The following is a 16,906-nucleotide window of genomic DNA, read 5'->3' on the forward strand; positions in this document are numbered from 1 at the left end:
GGAAATTAGGGTATAGCCGGTTAGCTTAGTATTGCTTTTTTTAGCAGTTCGTTAGTTATATTTTCAGGGTAGAAATAGTAAATCGTTTACTCGAAGTGGAAATGACGATTTCTTATAAAGGAAAAACGAAACTAATAGATAGGCTTGTCATTGATACTGGTGCAGCTCATACTCTTATTTCATCCGACATTGTTGAGGATATAGGCATTTACTTTGAAAATGGAGATCCTTTAGTCAGTGCATACGGGATTGGCGGTGAGGAATATTCTTTCCGAAAACCAGTTGATTACATTAAGCTTGGTCCGCATGAAATACCAGAAATGAAGTTGGATTTTGGAAATTTAGATGACTGGGGCATCAATGGTCTCATAGGGCTTGATATCCTAATGAATGGAAAATTTATCATTGATTTAGAGAAATTAGAACTATTATAGTTCAAAATCATTAATCAATATAGGAATTCCATAGTTATAGCGTATCTCTCAAATATTATTGTTTAGGAGTCATGGAAAAACAATCAATATATGAAAAGTGATGTGCTGTTTTTATGGGATGATATTGATAATGAGTTCGTGCTTGATAAGCTAATTATCAAACAAGAGATTGATATGGTTAAATATTCGACCGGAGCGATTCTATGGTCGGAAGTGGCATGATCAAATTGTTGGTACAAATCTATACAAGAAAATGACGATAAGAAATGTAAATACAACACGTAAAATATATAAACTTATGCAAGCTGCGCAGAAGTAAGCCAATACATTGACAGATGTGTCCCTGATTTGTATATTATAAACTGTACTATGTTTATCGGAATTATAAACTTTATGATAGCACAGTAAATTTCCATAGTGCATATGATGAAAAAACATATGTGGAGCACCATACAACGAGGGGGAACATAATGAATATATTTTTAACTGTCGTAAATATCGTTGTTTTACTTGCGATGATCGGTCTTCTTATTGTAATGCAAAAGAAACATGTATCGTTTACAAAACGTGTATTTACAGGTTTGGGCGCCGGGATTGTCCTTGGTGCACTTTTACAAGCCATCTATGGGGCAGATTCGGAAATTTTAACGAATACAGCGGATTGGTATAATATTGTCGGAAGCGGGTATATCCGATTATTGATGATGATTGTCGTCCCGCTTGTCATGGTGTCTATTATACAGTCCATCATCAATTTGGAAAAATCCGCAGACCTTGGAAAAATGTCTGCCTGGATTATCGGTTTCTTAGTTTCCACAGCGATGGTTGCCGCTTTGATTGGAATTGGGGCTGCAGGATTATTTGATTTGAATGCAGACCAAATTGAAGCAGGGCAGGCGGAAATAGAGCGCGGGGATATGCTGCAGGAAAAACTGGGAGATGTGCAGGATCTCTCAACACCGCAAAAAATCCTTGATTTTATTCCGTCCAACATCTTTTTGGATATGACAGGAGAACGGCCAACTTCGGTCATTGCGGTGGTCATTTTCTCGATCATCGTCGGGATCGCCGTGCTCGGGTTGCGGAGGAAAAATCCGGAACAAGCGGAAATGTTCACGAAAATCGTGAATGCCCTTTATGCGGTTGTGATGCGGATCGTAACGTTGATTTTGCGCCTGACACCATTTGGAATTCTGGCTTTGATGGTCAATACAGTTGTTAAGACAGATGTTGCCGGTATTGTTCAGCTTGGAAAATTTGTGATTGCCTCTTATGTCGCTTTATTCGTCATCATGATCTTCCATCTTTTTTTAGTGGGGGTTTTTGGTTTAAATCCGATGACGTACCTGAAAAAGGCCATCCCTGTACTAGGATTTGCCTTTACATCCCGTTCGAGTGCCGGTACGATTCCACTGAACATTCAAGCACAGAAAAACTCTCTTGGTGTTGACACAGGTATCGCCAACATGTCAGCTTCATTTGGAGCGACAATCGGGCAAAATGGCTGTGCGGGCATGTACCCAGCTATGCTGGCAGTCATGATTGCACCGACAGTCGGCATTGATCCATTTACACCAGCATTCATCATCAAATTGGTGTTGATTATCGGAATCAGTTCATTTGGTGTTGCCGGTGTTGGTGGAGGGGCCACCTTTGCCGCGTTAATTGTCTTGTCTTCGATGGGACTCCCGGTGGCTTTGGCTGGTCTGCTCATTTCAATCGAGGCATTAATCGATATGGGGCGTACGGCTGTAAATGTAAATGATAGCATGGTTGCCGGAACATTAACGGCACGAATCCTGGGGAAACTGAATTTGAAAACATTCAATGATAAAACAGCCATTGAAGATCCTTCGTCATTTTAAGGAAAAAACGAATCACCATCATGTGGTGGTTCGTTTTTTCGTTGTGCGCCCCGGCATGGGCGCACAACAAAAAAGGGCAGCCGTCCAATTAACAAACGGCGCCCTTTTTTGGTCAATACATATTGTCCATGCTTCTTCCAATCAAGGCTGTCCTGCCCGTTATTCCATCTTTTTCCGGTTAATCCCCTTTTTGCTCCTGCTCCATCAAACGGGTTCTTTCCTCCGGGGTAAAAACCCGTGAGCGGGTCAGAAATCTTTTCCCTTCCGGGCCTTCGATGGAAAACATTCCCCCCCTGCCGTCTACCACATCAATCACTAATTGTGTATGCTGCCAATAAGCGTATTGCATTTTGCTTATATAAAACGGGCAGCCTTCGATTTCCCCAAGAAGGATATCGCTCTCACCGACAAGGAATTCCCCGTGTACATAACACATAGGTGAACTGCCATCACAGCACCCGCCGGATTGATGAAACATGAGAGGTCCATGTTTGGATTTTAAATAGCGGATAAACTCTTTTGCATCTTTTGTTGCCGTTACTCGTTTAACCATAGGGATTCACTCTCTTTAAAAAAATCCCAGAGCATCTTCACTGTAACTGACGAGTAAATTTTTTGTTTGCTGATAATGCGATAACATCATTTTATGCGTTTCCCGCCCGATTCCGGACATTTTATAACCGCCGAATGCGGCATGGGCCGGATAAGCGTGATAGCAGTTTGTCCAAACCCGTCCTGCCTGAATGCCTCTTCCCATCCGGTAATTCGTATTGGCATCCCGGGACCAGACGCCCGCACCGAGTCCGTATAGTGTATCGTTTGCAATTTCCAGTGCTTCATCAGCATCCTTGAACGTTGTGACCGAAACGACCGGACCGAAAATTTCTTCCTGGAAAACGCGCATTTTATTATGTCCTTTAAAGACGGTCGGCTTGATATAATATCCATCCTCAAATCCGGGAATAATATTGCGCCCGCCCCCTGCGAGAACTTCGGCGCCCTCCTGTTTGCCAATGTCAATATAGGCGAGAATTTTTTCCATTTGTTCAGTTGATGCCTGTGCGCCCATCATCGTTTCCGTATCGAGCGGGTTGCCGGTTTTTATTTGCTCAACCCTGGCAAGAACTCTTTCCATAAACTCATCGTAAATAGATTCTTGTATAAGCGCGCGCGACGGGCAAGTACATACTTCACCCTGATTAAGCGCAAACAATACAAACCCTTCAATGGCTTTATTGAGGAAAGCATCGTCTTTGTCCAGCACGCATTTAAAGAAAATATTCGGCGATTTTCCTCCTAGCTCCAGCGTGACGGGAATGAGATTTTGTGATGCGTATTGCATAATGAGCCTTCCGGTAGTCGTTTCTCCGGTAAAAGCAATTTTGGCAATTCTCGAACTGGATGCGAGCGGTTTTCCTGCTTCCACGCCGAATCCGTTCACGACGTTGACAACACCGGGCGGGAGAAGGTCGGCGATTAATTCCATGAGCACCATAATCGAAGCGGGTGTCTGTTCCGCCGGTTTTAACACAACGCAGTTTCCTGCAGCCAGGGCCGGTGCCAGTTTCCATGTTGCCATCAGCAAAGGAAAGTTCCAGGGAATAATTTGTCCTACCACTCCCAAAGGTTCATGGAAATGATACGCGACCGTATCGTCATCTATTTGGCTCAGCGTTCCTTCCTGGGCACGAATGACTCCTGCAAAATAACGAAAATGATCAATCGCCAATGGCAAATCGGCGTTTAATGTTTCCCGGATGGCTTTCCCGTTGTCCCATGTCTCGGCAACGGCCAGCATTTCCAAATTTTCTTCCATTCTGTCGGCAATTTTGTTTAAAATGACGGCCCTTTCCGCGGGTGACGTTTTTCCCCATTGATCTTTCGCCTTATGGGCAGCATCAAGGGCCAGCTCAATATCCTCAGCCGTGGAACGGGCCACTTCACAGAACATTTTTCCCGTAACAGGTGTAACGTTTTCAAAATACTGGCCTTTTACGGGAGGAGTCCATTCGCCGTTAATAAAATTATCATATCGTTTTTTAAAAGTTACTTTGGCATTTGCTGTACCCGGATTGTCATAAATCATCCTATTTACCCCTTTCAACATCAATTATCTCTTTAATGGCATGATGCGCTTTCAAAACGTCAGGACAAAACGACCGTTAATTTGCCCTTTTTCATTCTCTCGAAAACATTGTTTATGTCATCAAGAGGAGCGGTTGATATGATCGCCCGGACTTTCCCGTCGGCTGCAAATTTAGGCTTCCTGCTTATCTTTCCTTGTCCCGACGATCGCCCCTTTTACAATTGTATGTCGACGGCCACGACATTGAATTCCATTCTTTTGCGTTTTGAAGTGCGATATGTCCAAGACCTCCGATTCCGTAAATAGCGACCCAAGTTTCGCCCTATCAGGCCGGTAATGGGCTGCAGGCAAATTGGTGCGGCAAACACCGCAGGCTTCCATTTTAATGAGAGCTTTTCCATGACCGGGTGTTGGGACTGCAACTTCCTTGATCTCCGGTTTTCTTTGAACTGATTGACGACTGCGCTTTCATGAAGCGACTCCTCCTTTGATTGATAGATTCAATTATTTGTATTGCAAGAATAGTGCCAACTTTGGGGCGTGAATTTCTGACATTATCGGAGGGTCTTATTTTTTTTGCCGATCCTTTGTTTTCTTTTGCCGAAATTTCGGCAAAATGAGCCGCGTTTTTGTCATGGGAATCAAGAAGAAGGGGACCGTCTTGAATGAACATGCGATCCCGGCTTAAATACCATGTATACAAAATATTTGTATACATGGTATAATTAAAATGGAGATGAAGGATGGTGGCGATTCGTGGGGAAGTTCGATTGTATACATTTTCTTCTGGCAAAAGCTCATCAACAAGTAAAGCAAATCAGCAAGGCTAAGTTATCCCCCTACAAGATAACTCCGGTTCAATTTGCGTTGCTATTTTTTCTTTGGAAAAAAGATGGACAATCTGGTTCTGAATTAGGAGAGAGGCTACAAATGGACAGCGCTACGGTAACGGGCATTATCGATCGGCTTGAGCAGGGTGGGTTTATTGAACGAAGATCAGATCCGAATGATCGTCGTAACAGATTAATATTTTTGACGGAAAAAGGGGTCTCTTTAGAGAAACCTTTATGCCAGAAGATGGATGAAATGAATGAAGAAGTGTTGTCTGGGCTTTGTGAGGAAGAGATTGAGAAACTTAAAAATTTACTGTTCGACATAGGATTGAAAAAAGGAACTAAAGGTGGAATATTTGAATGAATGTTTCTCGATGGCGATTCATGATTGGAAATCAATTTCATGCAATGAAATTTTTAAAATGAAAGTGCTTTCAATTAATTCGACTAGTAACAGCTTATTTTTGATCTTAATTGTTGAAACCTTTAGAATAGGAGTGCGGGATGGTTTGAAGAATAAAGTGGTTATTGTAACAGGTGGCAGCAGCGGTATGGGAAAAGCGATGGCAAAAAAGTTTGCAATAGAGGGTGCAAATGTAGTTATAACCGGGCGTTCTTTAGAACGCTTGGAAGCGACAAAAGTGGAAATTGAACAATCGGATGGACAGATTCTTTGTATTGATATGGACGTTCGTGATCCAGACAAGGTGCAACATACGGTCGAGAAAGCAAAAGAAAAGTTTGGAAGTATTGATTTTTTAGTTAATAATGCAGCAGGAAATTTCATTTGCCCTGCGGAAGATCTGACAATCAACGGCTGGAACTCAGTTATAAACATTGTTCTGAATGGGACATGGTTTTGTTCGCAAGCAGTAGGAAAAGAGTGGATTAAAAGCGGACATAAAGGACGAATCCTGAACCTTGTCGCAACGTACGCGTGGACCGCGGGGGCCGGAGTCATTCATTCTGCGAGTGCGAAGGCAGGAGTGCTTGCGATGACACGGACACTCGCTGTTGAATGGGGGACAAAATATGGAATTTGCGTAAATGCCATCGCTCCAGGTCCGATTGATCATACTGGCGGAGCAGAGAAGCTCACTTTATCAGAAGAGGCTCGTCAACAAACTATTGAAAGTGTGCCGCTCAAAAGAATGGGACAACCTGAGGAAATAGCAAATTTGGCCAGTTTTCTCTTTTCTTCTGAGGCAAGCTACATTAACGGTGAATGTATTACGATGGACGGAGGCCAGTGGCTAAACCGAAACCCATTTTAACGAATAATGAGTTTTGAAAACTTTGCGATACGATAACTTGATCGAAAAATCTAAAGGAGCATTACTGATGCAGCATCTGTTATTTTGTGATCCGATTAAATTAAAGGCGATTCGCTATAGTTTGGCTGAATGTGAGGAATCGTTGCACCCGAATTTGCCCTTCGGAGTGTCACACCAAATGCTGGAAGCTTCGGCAATAGCAGGCACGATGAACAGGGAATTAAAGGTTTTGCAACGGTTTGCAGATAAATGACTACGATTATTATTTATACATTAATAGGGGTTCTCATTGGAATATTGTCCAGCTTGTTTGGCTTTGGAGGAGGGTTCGTAGTAGTGCCCATCCTATATGCTTTTTTACCCGCTTCTGTTCCTGCGGATTATATCATGCATACGGCAATTGGCACATCACTCGCTGTCATGATCATTAATTCAACGAACTCTACATTTAATCATGCAAAGAAAGGCAATGTAAAATGGCCAGTATTTAAACTGTTGGTTGGTTATATCGCATTCGGTTCCCTGGCAGGCGGTTTAATGGCCCGTTTTATTGATAGCGAGATTCTAAGAATTGCCTTCATCATCCTATTGATTTATGTAATTATATCAAATATTCGGGGAAAATCATTCACGAAGGAAGCAAATGAACAGACGTTTCGTTCTCCCAGCCCAAAGTCCAGGGCGATAATCGGAACATTTATTGGATTCATTTCAACACTGCTTGGAATAGGCGGCAGTGTAATGACAATTCCATACCTTAGAAACCATGGAATGCGTATGCTTCATGCAGTGGCTCTGGCAACGCCGCTAGGCCTGCCGATCGCTATAGTCGGTGCAATTACATATATGATTGCAGGGTTTCAAGTAAAAGGAATGCCTGATTCGACCTTGGGATTTATTTATTTGCCTGCATTGCTCGGGTTCTCCATTGGAGGCACATTAGGGGTGCCAATAGGGAGAAGCTGGGCACAAAAAATGCCAGATGCCATCTTTTCTAAAGTGTACCTAATTTTACTTATGATTGTTGTAGCCGTAATGATTATTGAATAATGTTAAAAGCAAAAAACTTAATGGTCGAAGTATGTATGGATATGTCACCAGCTATTATGAAAGGAGCTCAAAAACGAAAGTGAGATGACCGTCAGCCTTGGGGCGTCAGAAGAAGAACTTAACCTCAAATGGCAATAATCTTTGAGGGTTTTTGACAATCAATATAGGAAGCATCAAAATGAAAGGAAAGCTTGATCATATGGAGGGTTTTTATGTGTTTGCTGTCTGTACAGCCGTATGTCAAAGTCTACAGGCAAATTATTGATGCGGAAATTATATGCAGGGAAGAAGAGAGAAAAATTTATCTTTATCATGACCGTCTGGTTACAAAACACCGCGTATTTCTGACAAGGGACATATCCGATTTATCATTTCGAAAAATGGGCGATGAAGGCGGACTTCTGTATGTACATACCAACAAGGGAATATTTTCGTACACCGTTCCCTCTTCGCCACAGTCTCTCATGAAAGCTTTCAGGATCCATATAAAGAAGGAGTATGATTAGAGCAATTGATTTCGCTTAGTTGTTATCAGGATAGGTTTCTTTCAGAAAGGTTACGGAATATTCAATTAGCCTTTTTCAAACGGCGATATCAATACCGCCAATGTTAATATAGACGAATGACTTTTTCGGTCGTATGTTTGCCTAATTCGTTCAATAAGCTCTCCCTTGGAGGACCGCATGCAGAAAGGATAGGCTTATTTTTGCTTTTCGGGGTGAACATCCTTCGTGGCCGCATGCATACTTGTAGTGATGGGAACCGAATCCTATCATACTCGGCCCTACATTTTTGCTTCATGTTCGGTGGTTTCCGTAAAAATATCCAGTAATTGATAGGCGTCTTCCCGTTTTTTGGGGCTTTCCACTTGTTCAATGAATGCAATCACGCTGTTGTCATTTTGCTTGGTATTTAACTCGTACATATCTGCTGTTCCTACTATCGAAACACAACACGTTATGTATAGTTTATAATAGAAGAGCATAGCTGACTATGTCTTTCAGGAAGGAGTGGACCCATATAGGTTTGGGAAGTGGCGAAGGATAAAAAGTTTGTGACGGCCGGGCATAATTTGCAATCGATTTGGGAAGTGGGACTGGCCGGTCCCAAACAAAAAAAGATGGTCGTCAAACAGCTTGCAGACCGGTTCATACGGTGCATGTCTGTGGTACGAAAACTGCCTCCCCAATCCGTACAGGAAGTAATAAAAACATTAGAAGCGTGGGAATCCTCCGTTGAAAAAGTCAGATAGAATTGAAAATTCCAAACCACGGTTCAAACAAAAGAATTTCAATGTCAAATTTCTGAAAAACGGTTTTCGTATCGGCGAAAGTAGTTCCCGTTAGCATGGAAAAATATTGGGATGGAGGTATTTTTATGAAGCTTCAAGGTAAAGTTGCAGTCGTAACAGGAGCAGCATCCGGTATGGGGAAGGCCATTGCAGAATTGTATGCAAAAGAAGGGGCCAAGGTTGTCGCAGCTGACCTTAATCTAGAAGGCGCTGAAACCGTTGTAAAACGAATCGAGAGTAATGGTGGAGCAGCCAAGGCAGTAAAGGTAAATGTGGCCAAATTGGAAGATATCGAAAACATGATTGATTCGGCCGTAAAAGAATATGGAACGCTGGATATACTTGTTAATAATGCCGGCATTATGGATAGCATGGAACCGGCCGGTGATATTGATGATGAAAAATGGGACCTCATTTTTGATATTAATATAAAAGGTGTGATGCGTGCGACACGTAAAGCATTGCCAATCTTTTTAAAAAAAGGACAGGGTGTCATTGTTAATACTGCTTCAACAGGAGGCTTATCCGGAGCACACGCCGGTGTTGCTTATACAGCTTCAAAACATGCCGTTGTTGGTTTTACAAAAAATACAGGTTTCATGTATGCAAATAAAGGGATTCGCTGCAACGCAATTGCACCGGGAGGAGTAGAAACGAACATTGCTTCCGCGATAAAACATTTCAATGAATTCGGTGCCAGCCGTACCCGATCCGCACAAGCTGTCATGCCGCGTATAGGAAAGCCTGAAGAAATCGCACAGGTTGCCCTATTTTTGGCTTCTGATGCTGCAAGTTTTTTAAACGGTACAGTGGTAACAGCAGATGGCGGTTGGACTGCTGCATTTTAATTATAAAGTGATGTGACTCATAAACACGGACAAGGAAAATCACCGCTTAGGACAAACCTGTCCCTAAGCGGTGTTATTTTCCCTAAACAAACTTCAGACAATAATAAAACTTCCTGGGAGGCCGATTCCTGAAGGGTTTTTTGTGATGGTTATGAGCTTGTTTTTTTCCAGCTAGAATTGTACCTTGATGGATAAAAATATTTCAATCATTGCATATGGAAGCCAAATAGTTTATTATAGATATTGCAGGTCCATAATGGAGGAAGGGAGGAAGTAATCATACAGTTTTCCAAAAGCACCGATTACGCGCTGCACGCTTTAATTCATTTGGCTTACTCTGAGCGGCGCAACAACATCGGTATCAAGGAGTTATCTGCAATGCTCGGCGTTTCGGAGAGTTACTTGTCAAAAATCATGTCCAAACTGAGGCAGGATGGAATCGTACGCGCTGCACCGGGAGTAAACGGCGGTTACGAGCTTGCACGGCCGGCCGGAGAGATTACGTTTCTGGAGGTTATTCAGGCAATCCAAGGAAGGCAGCGGATGTTCGAATGTTCAAATTTGGACTCACAGCAGCATCGTTTGTTAACCGAAGAGAAAGATGCCGAACGGATTCGGAACAGTCAAGGCAACAACGAATGCATGGTTAAAAAGGTGATGAACGGTGCTGAACAGCATTTGCATCAATATTTGCGGGATCATACGATCCAGTCAGTGCTGGACGCGGTTGCCAGGAACAGCAACGATGCGACAAGCAAGGAGTGATACACTTCTTGCATTTCAATTATGGATATTATAGATCTGGGAAGGGATGAAAAAATGAAAAAACAACTTTTTGATGTAGCGATTATTGGCGGCGGCCCGGCAGGTTTGAACGCGGCCCTCGTTTTGGGGAGAGCAAAGAAAAATGTGGTAGTGATCGATGAAGGCAATCCCCGTAACGCGGTGACTCAAGAATCACACGGGTTTCTTACCCGTGACGGAATAAAGCCTGATCAATTTCGGCGGATTGCGAAGGAAGAGATCAGCGCCTATCCGTCCGTCTCTTTCGTGGTGGATAAGGCGGTGTCGGTTGCAGGAACGAACGGTGATTTTCAAATTTCGACAGCGCAAGGACTTACTTATCAAAGCAAAAAGCTGCTGTTTGCCGTCGGGATGAAGGATCGGCCGTTGAATATTCCCGGATTGGAGGAGGTTTATGGGAAAAGCGCCTTTGTCTGCCCGTATTGCGATGGCTGGGAATTAAGGGATCAGCCGCTGGTCATCATTACCAAGGGACCTGATGTCATGCATTTCGCCCCACTCATCTCCGGATGGACGCACCGTTTTACCTTCTGCACGAACGGCCCCGATGAGCTGACGGACGATCAACGCGAGGAACTCCAGCGGCATCAGGTACCCATATTCGAATCGCCGATTCAGTACATCGACTCAAACGACGGGATCGTCAGGCAGGTTATTCTTGAAGACGGCACGAACATTCCATGCAGGGGGATCTTTTTTAAACCGGAACTGGTTACGGGATCGGGATTGCCGCGAGAAATCGGATGCGACATCACGGAAGCGGGAATGGTTGCAGTCGATAACTTCGGGAAAACGAACGTTCCGGGCGTCTACAGCGCCGGGGATGCAGCGTCGCGACTGCATCAGGTCATTGCTGCCGCCTCTATGGGCGCATTTGCCGCCGCAGCCATAAACAATGAACTGAATGTGGAGACTTGGAATCAAAACGGATAAAGGTTTTTGCAACAGGTATTGCAGATCATATTGGAGGCTGGGAGCCGATCATTGCATCTCTGCAAATCTTGGGGAGCGGCCCTAAATAGTAGTGAGAGAAGTACTTTATACACAAATTGCTAAGAATAAATTCGACCAAAGCTGGATTGAAAGAAAGATAGCTAAAGCACCTACCCGTTGCTTTAGCTATCTTCTTTTTCGTACCAAGCGGAAAATGTATACTTGCGCTCAGAATACCCGTGACTTCTAGTCGTAGTTAAACCTAAATCACTCGGCAAATACAAAATGATTTCATTATCTTGCTTTTATATCCTCGTCGGCTTCCTTCTTGACTTCCGAAGAGTATAATTATTTTTGAGGTGATACGAATGAAAGTCGATCGGTTATCAGATGAAATATGGAAAGCAATTGTAAGTAATGATGCATCTTACGATAATGTGTTTTTCTATGCGATTAGAACAACCGGGATTTTTTGCAAACCATCATGCAAATCGAGAATTCCCAAGAAGGAAAATGTGTATATATTTCAAAATGCGGAAGAAGCGTTGTCCGCCAACTTCCGTCCTTGCAAAAGATGTAAACCGACCGATGAACGATTGCCTGATCAAACATGGGTAGATCAGATTACAGATTATATCGATAGGCATTATCCAGAAAATCTAACGTTGCAAATAATCGCAGAGATGTGCCACGGCAGCCCTTATCATTTGCATCGAACATTCAAGCGAATAACAGGTATTACACCATCTGAATACATTCAACAACGAAGAATCGAAAAAGCAGTCAAAGCCTTGATTGAGACAGATCAGACGATACAAGAGATTGCTAAATCTGTAGGTATACCCAATACGCCTTATTTCATAACCATCTTTAAGAAAATGAAAGGAAAAACTCCGAAAGAATACCGTTATATAAAAAGAAATCTTCACCTGCATCGAGGTGCTACAAAATGATAGAACACAAGAAACCTGTCATATTTTGGACATGGGTTACCTGCAACAAGCGGAATATGATAATCGCTGGAACTGAAAAAGGTTTATGCTTTGTCGGACCACCTACAATGCTCTATGATGATCTAATAGTTTGGGTCAACAAATGGTATCCAGGCTGTCAACTCATTCGGGATGATAATAGATGTGATCCGTTTGCTATCCAGTTGACCGAATATATTAAAGGCGAGCGTACTATTTTTACGTTTCCGGTGGATATGAGAGGAACACCTTTCCAGCTTAAGGTATGGAGAGCACTCCATCACATTCCATATGGAGAGACTCGATCTTATTCGGATATCGCTGATCAAATAGGCAAACCTTTGTCAGCAAGGGCAGTAGGAGCCGCTATTGGCGCGAATCCAATCTTGATAATGGTTCCGTGTCATCGGGTCATCGCCAAAAACGGGTCATTAACAGGTTATAGAGGCGGATTGGATATGAAAATGAAGCTTTTGGAATTGGAAAGAAACATGCTTCGAGCTGTACCATTGAATAGAGAAAAAGCTCTCGGCCTTTAAGGAATGGGTTGAGAGCTTTTTACAATGGGATCCGTTTTTTTGTTTATTTCTTTTTTCGTTTTTCCTTATATATTTTATGAAGCGCTTTTTTGGAGCCTCGTTCAATCTCATGGTTTCCTTTATTTTTCATATAATCTTCTGCTCTTTTTAGAACATGTTCCGGTACATTCATCTTTCTGGAAATCCATAAGGCATTACTGTCCCCGGATTGCCCGATGAGCAGCTTATATAATGGTTCAAGTGTTTCTTGATTAAATTGCATGCAAGCGTTCATAAAGTCATGATGCCATTCGGAAAAGCGTTTAATTTCTCCATAATGCGTCGTCGCAACGGTAATACATCCTTTAAGATAAAACTCTTCCAAGAGGGAGATTGCTAAAGCGACTCCTTCATTTGGTTCGGTCCCGCTGCCAATCTCGTCGAATAGCAACAGTGTATTCTTGTTTGCAGATCGAAGGATTTCCGATACATTCTTCATGTGAGCAGAGAACGTACTAAGCGCATTTTCTAAACTCTGATTGTCGCCAATATCCACAAAAATATGGTCAAAAACTGCAATTTCGGTTTCTTTCGAAGCCGTAATATGAAACCCGGACATTGTTGCCAAAGTAACAAGGCCTATTGTTTTCAGCACAATTGTTTTTCCTCCGGCATTGGGACCGGTTATGATCAAGCTGCGATAACTACTTCCGATTTGAAATTGAAGCGGAACAACATGACCCGATAATAATGGATGCTTGCAATGAACTAATTTAATCTTTCCATGTTCATTAATGCTTGGCTCAATTCCATCCACATGTCTGCTATATTTCGCTTTTGCAAAAATCATATCGTACCGGGATATAGTCTCGATATTCCTTTTAATTGGCTGGAGATTTTCTGCCACTAGCCCTGTTAAAGTGGCTAGTATTTGATATTCCAGCATGGCCTCTTCGGATTTTAAGGCAGATAACTCATCACTTAATTTTCCCACTCCGCTAGGCTCCATAAAGACTGTCGAACCTTTAGAAGATATTTCAATTACCGTACCCTGCACCTGATTTTTGAATGAAGCTTTTATAGGTATTGTATAGCAGTCATCTTTTAAACTAATGATGAATTCCTGAATATATTTTTTATTCACACTGCTGTTTAAGAATTTATTTAATCGTTCTTTAATTTTTTGTTCGGTGGATTGAATATGGGAACGGACACGTTTGAGTTCTTTGCTGGCGGCCGAGTCAATCCGATTATTTTTAATGGAATAATGAATTTCCTCTTCTACACCCAAAAATGCTGTCATGGAATGAGCATAGGACGCTAATATCGGTGCAAACAATTCTTTGTCGGACATGAACATTTTTATTTTTCGGCTGCCCCTTAAAAAATCGGAAATACGTAAAAGCTCGGTTGGGTCTAAAATGATGCCTTTATCTAATTTAGCGATGATATGTTCAATGTTGGAAACGCCGATGAAAGGCACGTTCCCTCCTGCATCCAGAATGGCGCGTGCTTCAGATGTTTCGGTTATCGATGTTTTACGACTTTTAAGTTAGAGCTTGGCGTTAATGTATCGATTAGCTGTTTGCCTAGTCCGCTAACGCAGTATGATTTTACAATCTCTTTTAGTTCGTTGTATTGTAATTTTTCAAAAGTATTTTCATTCATGATTTCATTCTCCTCAATGTGATGAATTGATCACCAATGAAGAAACCTACTGCCAGGATTTCAATGAGTTGTTTATGAATAAAAAAAGCCGCGGCAGATACCGCAGCTTACGTTTACAAGGAAAAAGTGAATTACATCAATAAAATCATCCATAACGATCCTTCTAATCATGAAACGATGCGCTTTTTTGTAAAGTATGGTAGGTATCTTCATAGGCGGAAATAAGTCCATAACAAAATATGGGGTGTAAAATTAACTCAAATCCCCTTTGTTAAAACTTCCTTATTTCCTATTGTTTTTTCCTATTTAGAAACTACCGCACTCAAAAAAAGCACCTCTCATTATGTGGTTGTTATCCTCATTGAAATCGACTTTACAGATTTATTATACATTTGTGATACAGGAAATGTAAATAATGCATTTACCTAGTAATGAATATTAGAAGAAGCAGCCTAGAAAGGCATGCTTGGAAAGGTGTTAAAATAAAACTGGCTATAGGAAATGCGTTCAACATACAAGTATAACAGGGATACGAATAAAGATCTTAAACTTTCATTTGCTGAATTAGAATCCATGTTATCAATTTTTTAGCAAAATCAATTCCTTAGGAAAGAATGGGAAGAGGAAGGAATGATCATCATTGGAGACACAGTCTGTCAAATCAGAAGACACTGCCTTGGCCAATTGATCGTTAGATAAAATAACTTTCAATACAAACCTGCAACTTGATAAAATGGAAAAAATTTGTCATTTTATGATATCTCTGTTATTTTTAGGGAGAGTTATTTTTGCTCTCTTTCAGATGGAAGGGATTTTGTTTTTCGTCTAAGGTATTTGAGCAAGGATAGTAACACAATGTGTGGATATCTGCACTGAGTGGCAATATTATGGAACAAGGTAAAGTTAAATGGTTTAATGCTGACAAAGGTTTTGGATTCATCGAGCATGGAGAAGGGGAAGACGACGTATTCGTGCATTTCTCATCGATTCAAGGTGAAGGTTTCAAATCTCTAGACGAAGATCAAAGTGTAACTTTTGATGTTGAACAAGGACAACGTGGACCGCAAGCTGCAAACGTGCAAAAAATTTAATGGCAATCAGTAATAGGCCCTGTGCATCCGGGCCTGTGTTTTGTATGCACCAATAACTTGGCAGACTGGGGCTGCCTGTTGACAAAAAAGTATGCCTGAATAGGATCTATTTCCGCCTGATTTTTTCAAATGCATTATACAGGAGAGAATAAACGTCTTTCCATCCCTGTCGATCACCGTGATGCTCAACATATTCCATATCGTTCAGATGAAATTGCCATGTCAGTCCCTCATGCGATCTAAATTTGCGCAACTCCTTTATCCACAAATCTTCCCGGTTTTATTTTGTACAGCGAAAGACATAGGCTGGCGGCAAATTAAACCAGACTTTTGTAAAGACACTTCCAGAAAGAAATGTTGTATAAAATCCCTTTTTATAAGAGAATATTGGAAAGTGATAAATTCTCCGTTTTCTTGTATTGATTCCTTCACACTGTTTAAAATTCGGGAGGAAACATCCCGGGGTAATGAAGTAAACGGCAGCCCGGATAGTATATAATCAACTTTTTTATATTTAACCCCGCTATATATTTTTGTATATTTTCGGCAGACCCATGTATGACAACTACGCTTGAATCTTCACGATAGTCTTTCTGAGCTTTTTGAAAAAGATCTCATTGATTTCAATTAGGATTAAAATCGTTTGTGCTTTTTTTCTCCGTACAATCTCTCTTGTAAAAGGACCTGTTCCTGGTCCTAATTCAACAATACATTCTGCTTTTTCAAAGTTAACAGCATCAACCAAACATTTATTTCTAAGTACCTGTGAACTAGCCAAAAATACAATACCAAAATAACGAACATACGTTTGTTATTACTCTCTATAATGTGTATAATAATGGTTAGGGAGGTGATAATGAATTGGCAAGAAGACCTTTGATTACAACACAAAAAGACTTTCAAGAAATTCCACATTGAAAAAGAAGAAAAAATGGATGTGGTGGCAAAGGCGTTTAATGAACACAGCAGTGAAGAATTTACCGCAAACGTACAAAAAGGATAGTAACAGAGGAATCCGCTTTCCCACCAAAAGTTAAACGGATTCCTCATCAATCACACCCTCCCGAGAGGTTGCAACTCTATTATATATGGGATGCCTCCTTACCGGCAAGGGAATTATAGGAGAGCTGACAAAATATTCATATGATCAATAAGGGTGTTATATAGGGTCTACTGAATAACAAAAAAATGTTGTTTTAACAAGGTTTTTTACCTTTTTTGTCGAAGTTATATGTAAGGG

At 41.6% G+C, this 16,906-nt stretch carries 18 protein-coding genes and 3 pseudogenes; 15 read left to right on the plus strand and 6 right to left on the minus strand.

Translation table 11 applies throughout. The annotated features are described in order from the left end of the window. Positions 1–101: 101 nt before the first annotated feature. The 3 genes from AB1L08_RS18060 (at position 102) to AB1L08_RS18070 (ending at position 2,299) form a co-directional block, all read left to right on the plus strand. Positions 102–434, plus strand: a complete 333-nt coding sequence (locus tag AB1L08_RS18060; protein WP_413066041.1) for a retropepsin-like aspartic protease — start codon at positions 102–104, stop codon at positions 432–434. Between the two features lie 90 nt (positions 435–524). Continuing rightward, entirely contained in the window at positions 525–656 is a 132-nt protein-coding gene (locus AB1L08_RS18065) for a hypothetical protein (protein WP_413066042.1), read from the plus strand. A 248-nt stretch (positions 657–904) separates the two neighbouring features. After that, positions 905–2,299 (plus strand): L-cystine transporter, encoded by a 1,395-nt coding sequence (locus AB1L08_RS18070; protein ID WP_413066043.1) that lies wholly within the window; start codon positions 905–907, stop codon positions 2,297–2,299. A 178-nt stretch (positions 2,300–2,477) separates the two neighbouring features. Here the strand turns inward: AB1L08_RS18070 and AB1L08_RS18075 are convergent, their stop codons facing one another. From AB1L08_RS18075 to AB1L08_RS18085, 3 genes and pseudogenes are all read right to left on the minus strand, one after another. Continuing rightward, positions 2,478–2,852, minus strand: coding sequence for a DUF779 domain-containing protein (locus tag AB1L08_RS18075; RefSeq protein ID WP_413066044.1), 375 nt, complete (start codon positions 2,850–2,852; stop codon positions 2,478–2,480). A 15-nt stretch (positions 2,853–2,867) separates the two neighbouring features. Continuing rightward, positions 2,868–4,385 (minus strand): aldehyde dehydrogenase, encoded by a 1,518-nt coding sequence (gene adh / locus AB1L08_RS18080; protein ID WP_413066045.1) that lies wholly within the window; start codon positions 4,383–4,385, stop codon positions 2,868–2,870. 51 nt (positions 4,386–4,436) lie between these two features. Continuing rightward, positions 4,437–4,698 (minus strand): annotated as a pseudogene (locus AB1L08_RS18085) (hypothetical protein); the annotation flags it as partial. Between the two features lie 443 nt (positions 4,699–5,141). On the opposite strand from AB1L08_RS18085, the gene AB1L08_RS18090 reads away from it, so the two are divergent. The 5 genes from AB1L08_RS18090 (at position 5,142) to AB1L08_RS18110 (ending at position 8,048) form a co-directional block, all read left to right on the plus strand. Beyond that, a complete protein-coding gene (locus AB1L08_RS18090; protein WP_413066046.1) occupies positions 5,142–5,582 on the plus strand; it encodes a MarR family winged helix-turn-helix transcriptional regulator in 441 nt (146 codons plus the stop codon). Positions 5,583–5,727: 145 nt separating this feature from the next. After that, positions 5,728–6,492, plus strand: coding sequence for a 2,4-dienoyl-CoA reductase (gene fadH / locus AB1L08_RS18095; RefSeq protein ID WP_413066047.1), 765 nt, complete (start codon positions 5,728–5,730; stop codon positions 6,490–6,492). Between the two features lie 67 nt (positions 6,493–6,559). Beyond that, positions 6,560–6,745 carry a hypothetical protein gene (locus AB1L08_RS18100; RefSeq protein WP_413066048.1) on the plus strand — a complete coding sequence of 62 codons (186 nt, stop codon included), beginning with the start codon at positions 6,560–6,562 and terminating at the stop codon, positions 6,743–6,745. Further along, positions 6,742–7,542 (plus strand): sulfite exporter TauE/SafE family protein, encoded by an 801-nt coding sequence (locus tag AB1L08_RS18105; protein WP_413066049.1) that lies wholly within the window; start codon positions 6,742–6,744, stop codon positions 7,540–7,542. Before AB1L08_RS18100 ends, AB1L08_RS18105 begins: the two co-directional genes overlap by 4 nt. A gap of 212 nt (positions 7,543–7,754) precedes the next feature. Beyond that, positions 7,755–8,048, plus strand: a complete 294-nt coding sequence (locus tag AB1L08_RS18110; protein WP_413066050.1) for a hypothetical protein — start codon at positions 7,755–7,757, stop codon at positions 8,046–8,048. A 75-nt stretch (positions 8,049–8,123) separates the two neighbouring features. On the opposite strand, the pseudogene AB1L08_RS18115 reads toward AB1L08_RS18110, so the two are convergent. Further along, a pseudogene (locus tag AB1L08_RS18115) lies at positions 8,124–8,467 on the minus strand (DUF1801 domain-containing protein). 108 nt (positions 8,468–8,575) lie between these two features. Between AB1L08_RS18115 and AB1L08_RS18120 the strand changes: the two are divergent. The 6 genes from AB1L08_RS18120 (at position 8,576) to AB1L08_RS18145 (ending at position 12,928) form a co-directional block, all read left to right on the plus strand. After that, a complete protein-coding gene (locus AB1L08_RS18120) occupies positions 8,576–8,794 on the plus strand; it encodes a hypothetical protein (RefSeq protein WP_413066051.1) in 219 nt (72 codons plus the stop codon). A gap of 125 nt (positions 8,795–8,919) precedes the next feature. Beyond that, positions 8,920–9,681 carry an SDR family oxidoreductase gene (locus AB1L08_RS18125; RefSeq protein ID WP_413066052.1) on the plus strand — a complete coding sequence of 254 codons (762 nt, stop codon included), beginning with the start codon at positions 8,920–8,922 and terminating at the stop codon, positions 9,679–9,681. 279 nt (positions 9,682–9,960) lie between these two features. Next, positions 9,961–10,446, plus strand: a complete 486-nt coding sequence (locus AB1L08_RS18130; protein ID WP_413066056.1) for an RrF2 family transcriptional regulator — start codon at positions 9,961–9,963, stop codon at positions 10,444–10,446. A gap of 54 nt (positions 10,447–10,500) precedes the next feature. After that, positions 10,501–11,418, plus strand: coding sequence for an NAD(P)/FAD-dependent oxidoreductase (locus AB1L08_RS18135; protein WP_413066057.1), 918 nt, complete (start codon positions 10,501–10,503; stop codon positions 11,416–11,418). 368 nt (positions 11,419–11,786) lie between these two features. Further along, on the plus strand, positions 11,787–12,371 hold the full coding sequence (locus AB1L08_RS18140; protein ID WP_413066053.1) for a bifunctional transcriptional activator/DNA repair enzyme AdaA: 585 nt from the start codon (positions 11,787–11,789) through the stop codon (positions 12,369–12,371). Continuing rightward, a complete protein-coding gene (locus AB1L08_RS18145) occupies positions 12,368–12,928 on the plus strand; it encodes a methylated-DNA--[protein]-cysteine S-methyltransferase (RefSeq protein ID WP_413066054.1) in 561 nt (186 codons plus the stop codon). The genes AB1L08_RS18140 and AB1L08_RS18145 overlap by 4 nt, the downstream gene beginning before the upstream one ends. A 109-nt stretch (positions 12,929–13,037) precedes the next feature. On the opposite strand, the pseudogene AB1L08_RS18150 reads toward AB1L08_RS18145, so the two are convergent. Continuing rightward, positions 13,038–14,575: pseudogene (locus AB1L08_RS18150) on the minus strand (endonuclease MutS2); the annotation flags it as partial. Between the two features lie 887 nt (positions 14,576–15,462). Between AB1L08_RS18150 and AB1L08_RS18155 the strand changes: the two are divergent. Next, on the plus strand, positions 15,463–15,666 hold the full coding sequence (locus AB1L08_RS18155; RefSeq protein ID WP_413066055.1) for a cold-shock protein: 204 nt from the start codon (positions 15,463–15,465) through the stop codon (positions 15,664–15,666). 565 nt (positions 15,667–16,231) lie between these two features. On the opposite strand, the gene AB1L08_RS18160 is transcribed toward AB1L08_RS18155, so the two are convergent. Beyond that, on the minus strand, positions 16,232–16,453 hold the full coding sequence (locus tag AB1L08_RS18160; protein ID WP_413066058.1) for an rRNA adenine N-6-methyltransferase family protein: 222 nt from the start codon (positions 16,451–16,453) through the stop codon (positions 16,232–16,234). Between the last annotated feature and the right edge of the window lie 453 nt (positions 16,454–16,906).

The organism is Siminovitchia jepli (assembly GCF_047228825.1).
GTDB lineage: Bacteria > Bacillota > Bacilli > Bacillales > Bacillaceae_C > Siminovitchia.

Bases quoted from the DNA above. Each gene is read 5' to 3' on its own strand.
- AB1L08_RS18060 (WP_413066041.1), top strand. From the start codon at position 102: ATGACGATTTCTTATAAAGGAAAAACGAAACTAATAGATAGGCTTGTC.
- AB1L08_RS18125 (WP_413066052.1), top strand. From the start codon at position 8,920: ATGAAGCTTCAAGGTAAAGTTGCAGTCGTAACAGGAGCAGCATCCGGT.
- AB1L08_RS18065 (WP_413066042.1), top strand. From the start codon at position 525: ATGAAAAGTGATGTGCTGTTTTTATGGGATGATATTGATAATGAGTTC.
- AB1L08_RS18070 (WP_413066043.1), top strand. From the start codon at position 905: ATGAATATATTTTTAACTGTCGTAAATATCGTTGTTTTACTTGCGATG.
- AB1L08_RS18155 (WP_413066055.1), top strand. From the start codon at position 15,463: ATGGAACAAGGTAAAGTTAAATGGTTTAATGCTGACAAAGGTTTTGGA.
- AB1L08_RS18135 (WP_413066057.1), top strand. From the start codon at position 10,501: ATGAAAAAACAACTTTTTGATGTAGCGATTATTGGCGGCGGCCCGGCA.
- AB1L08_RS18110 (WP_413066050.1), top strand. From the start codon at position 7,755: ATGTGTTTGCTGTCTGTACAGCCGTATGTCAAAGTCTACAGGCAAATT.
- AB1L08_RS18140 (WP_413066053.1), top strand. From the start codon at position 11,787: ATGAAAGTCGATCGGTTATCAGATGAAATATGGAAAGCAATTGTAAGT.
- AB1L08_RS18145 (WP_413066054.1), top strand. From the start codon at position 12,368: ATGATAGAACACAAGAAACCTGTCATATTTTGGACATGGGTTACCTGC.
- AB1L08_RS18105 (WP_413066049.1), top strand. From the start codon at position 6,742: ATGACTACGATTATTATTTATACATTAATAGGGGTTCTCATTGGAATA.
- adh (WP_413066045.1), bottom strand. From the start codon at position 4,385: ATGATTTATGACAATCCGGGTACAGCAAATGCCAAAGTAACTTTTAAA.
- AB1L08_RS18100 (WP_413066048.1), top strand. From the start codon at position 6,560: ATGCAGCATCTGTTATTTTGTGATCCGATTAAATTAAAGGCGATTCGC.
- AB1L08_RS18075 (WP_413066044.1), bottom strand. From the start codon at position 2,852: ATGGTTAAACGAGTAACGGCAACAAAAGATGCAAAAGAGTTTATCCGC.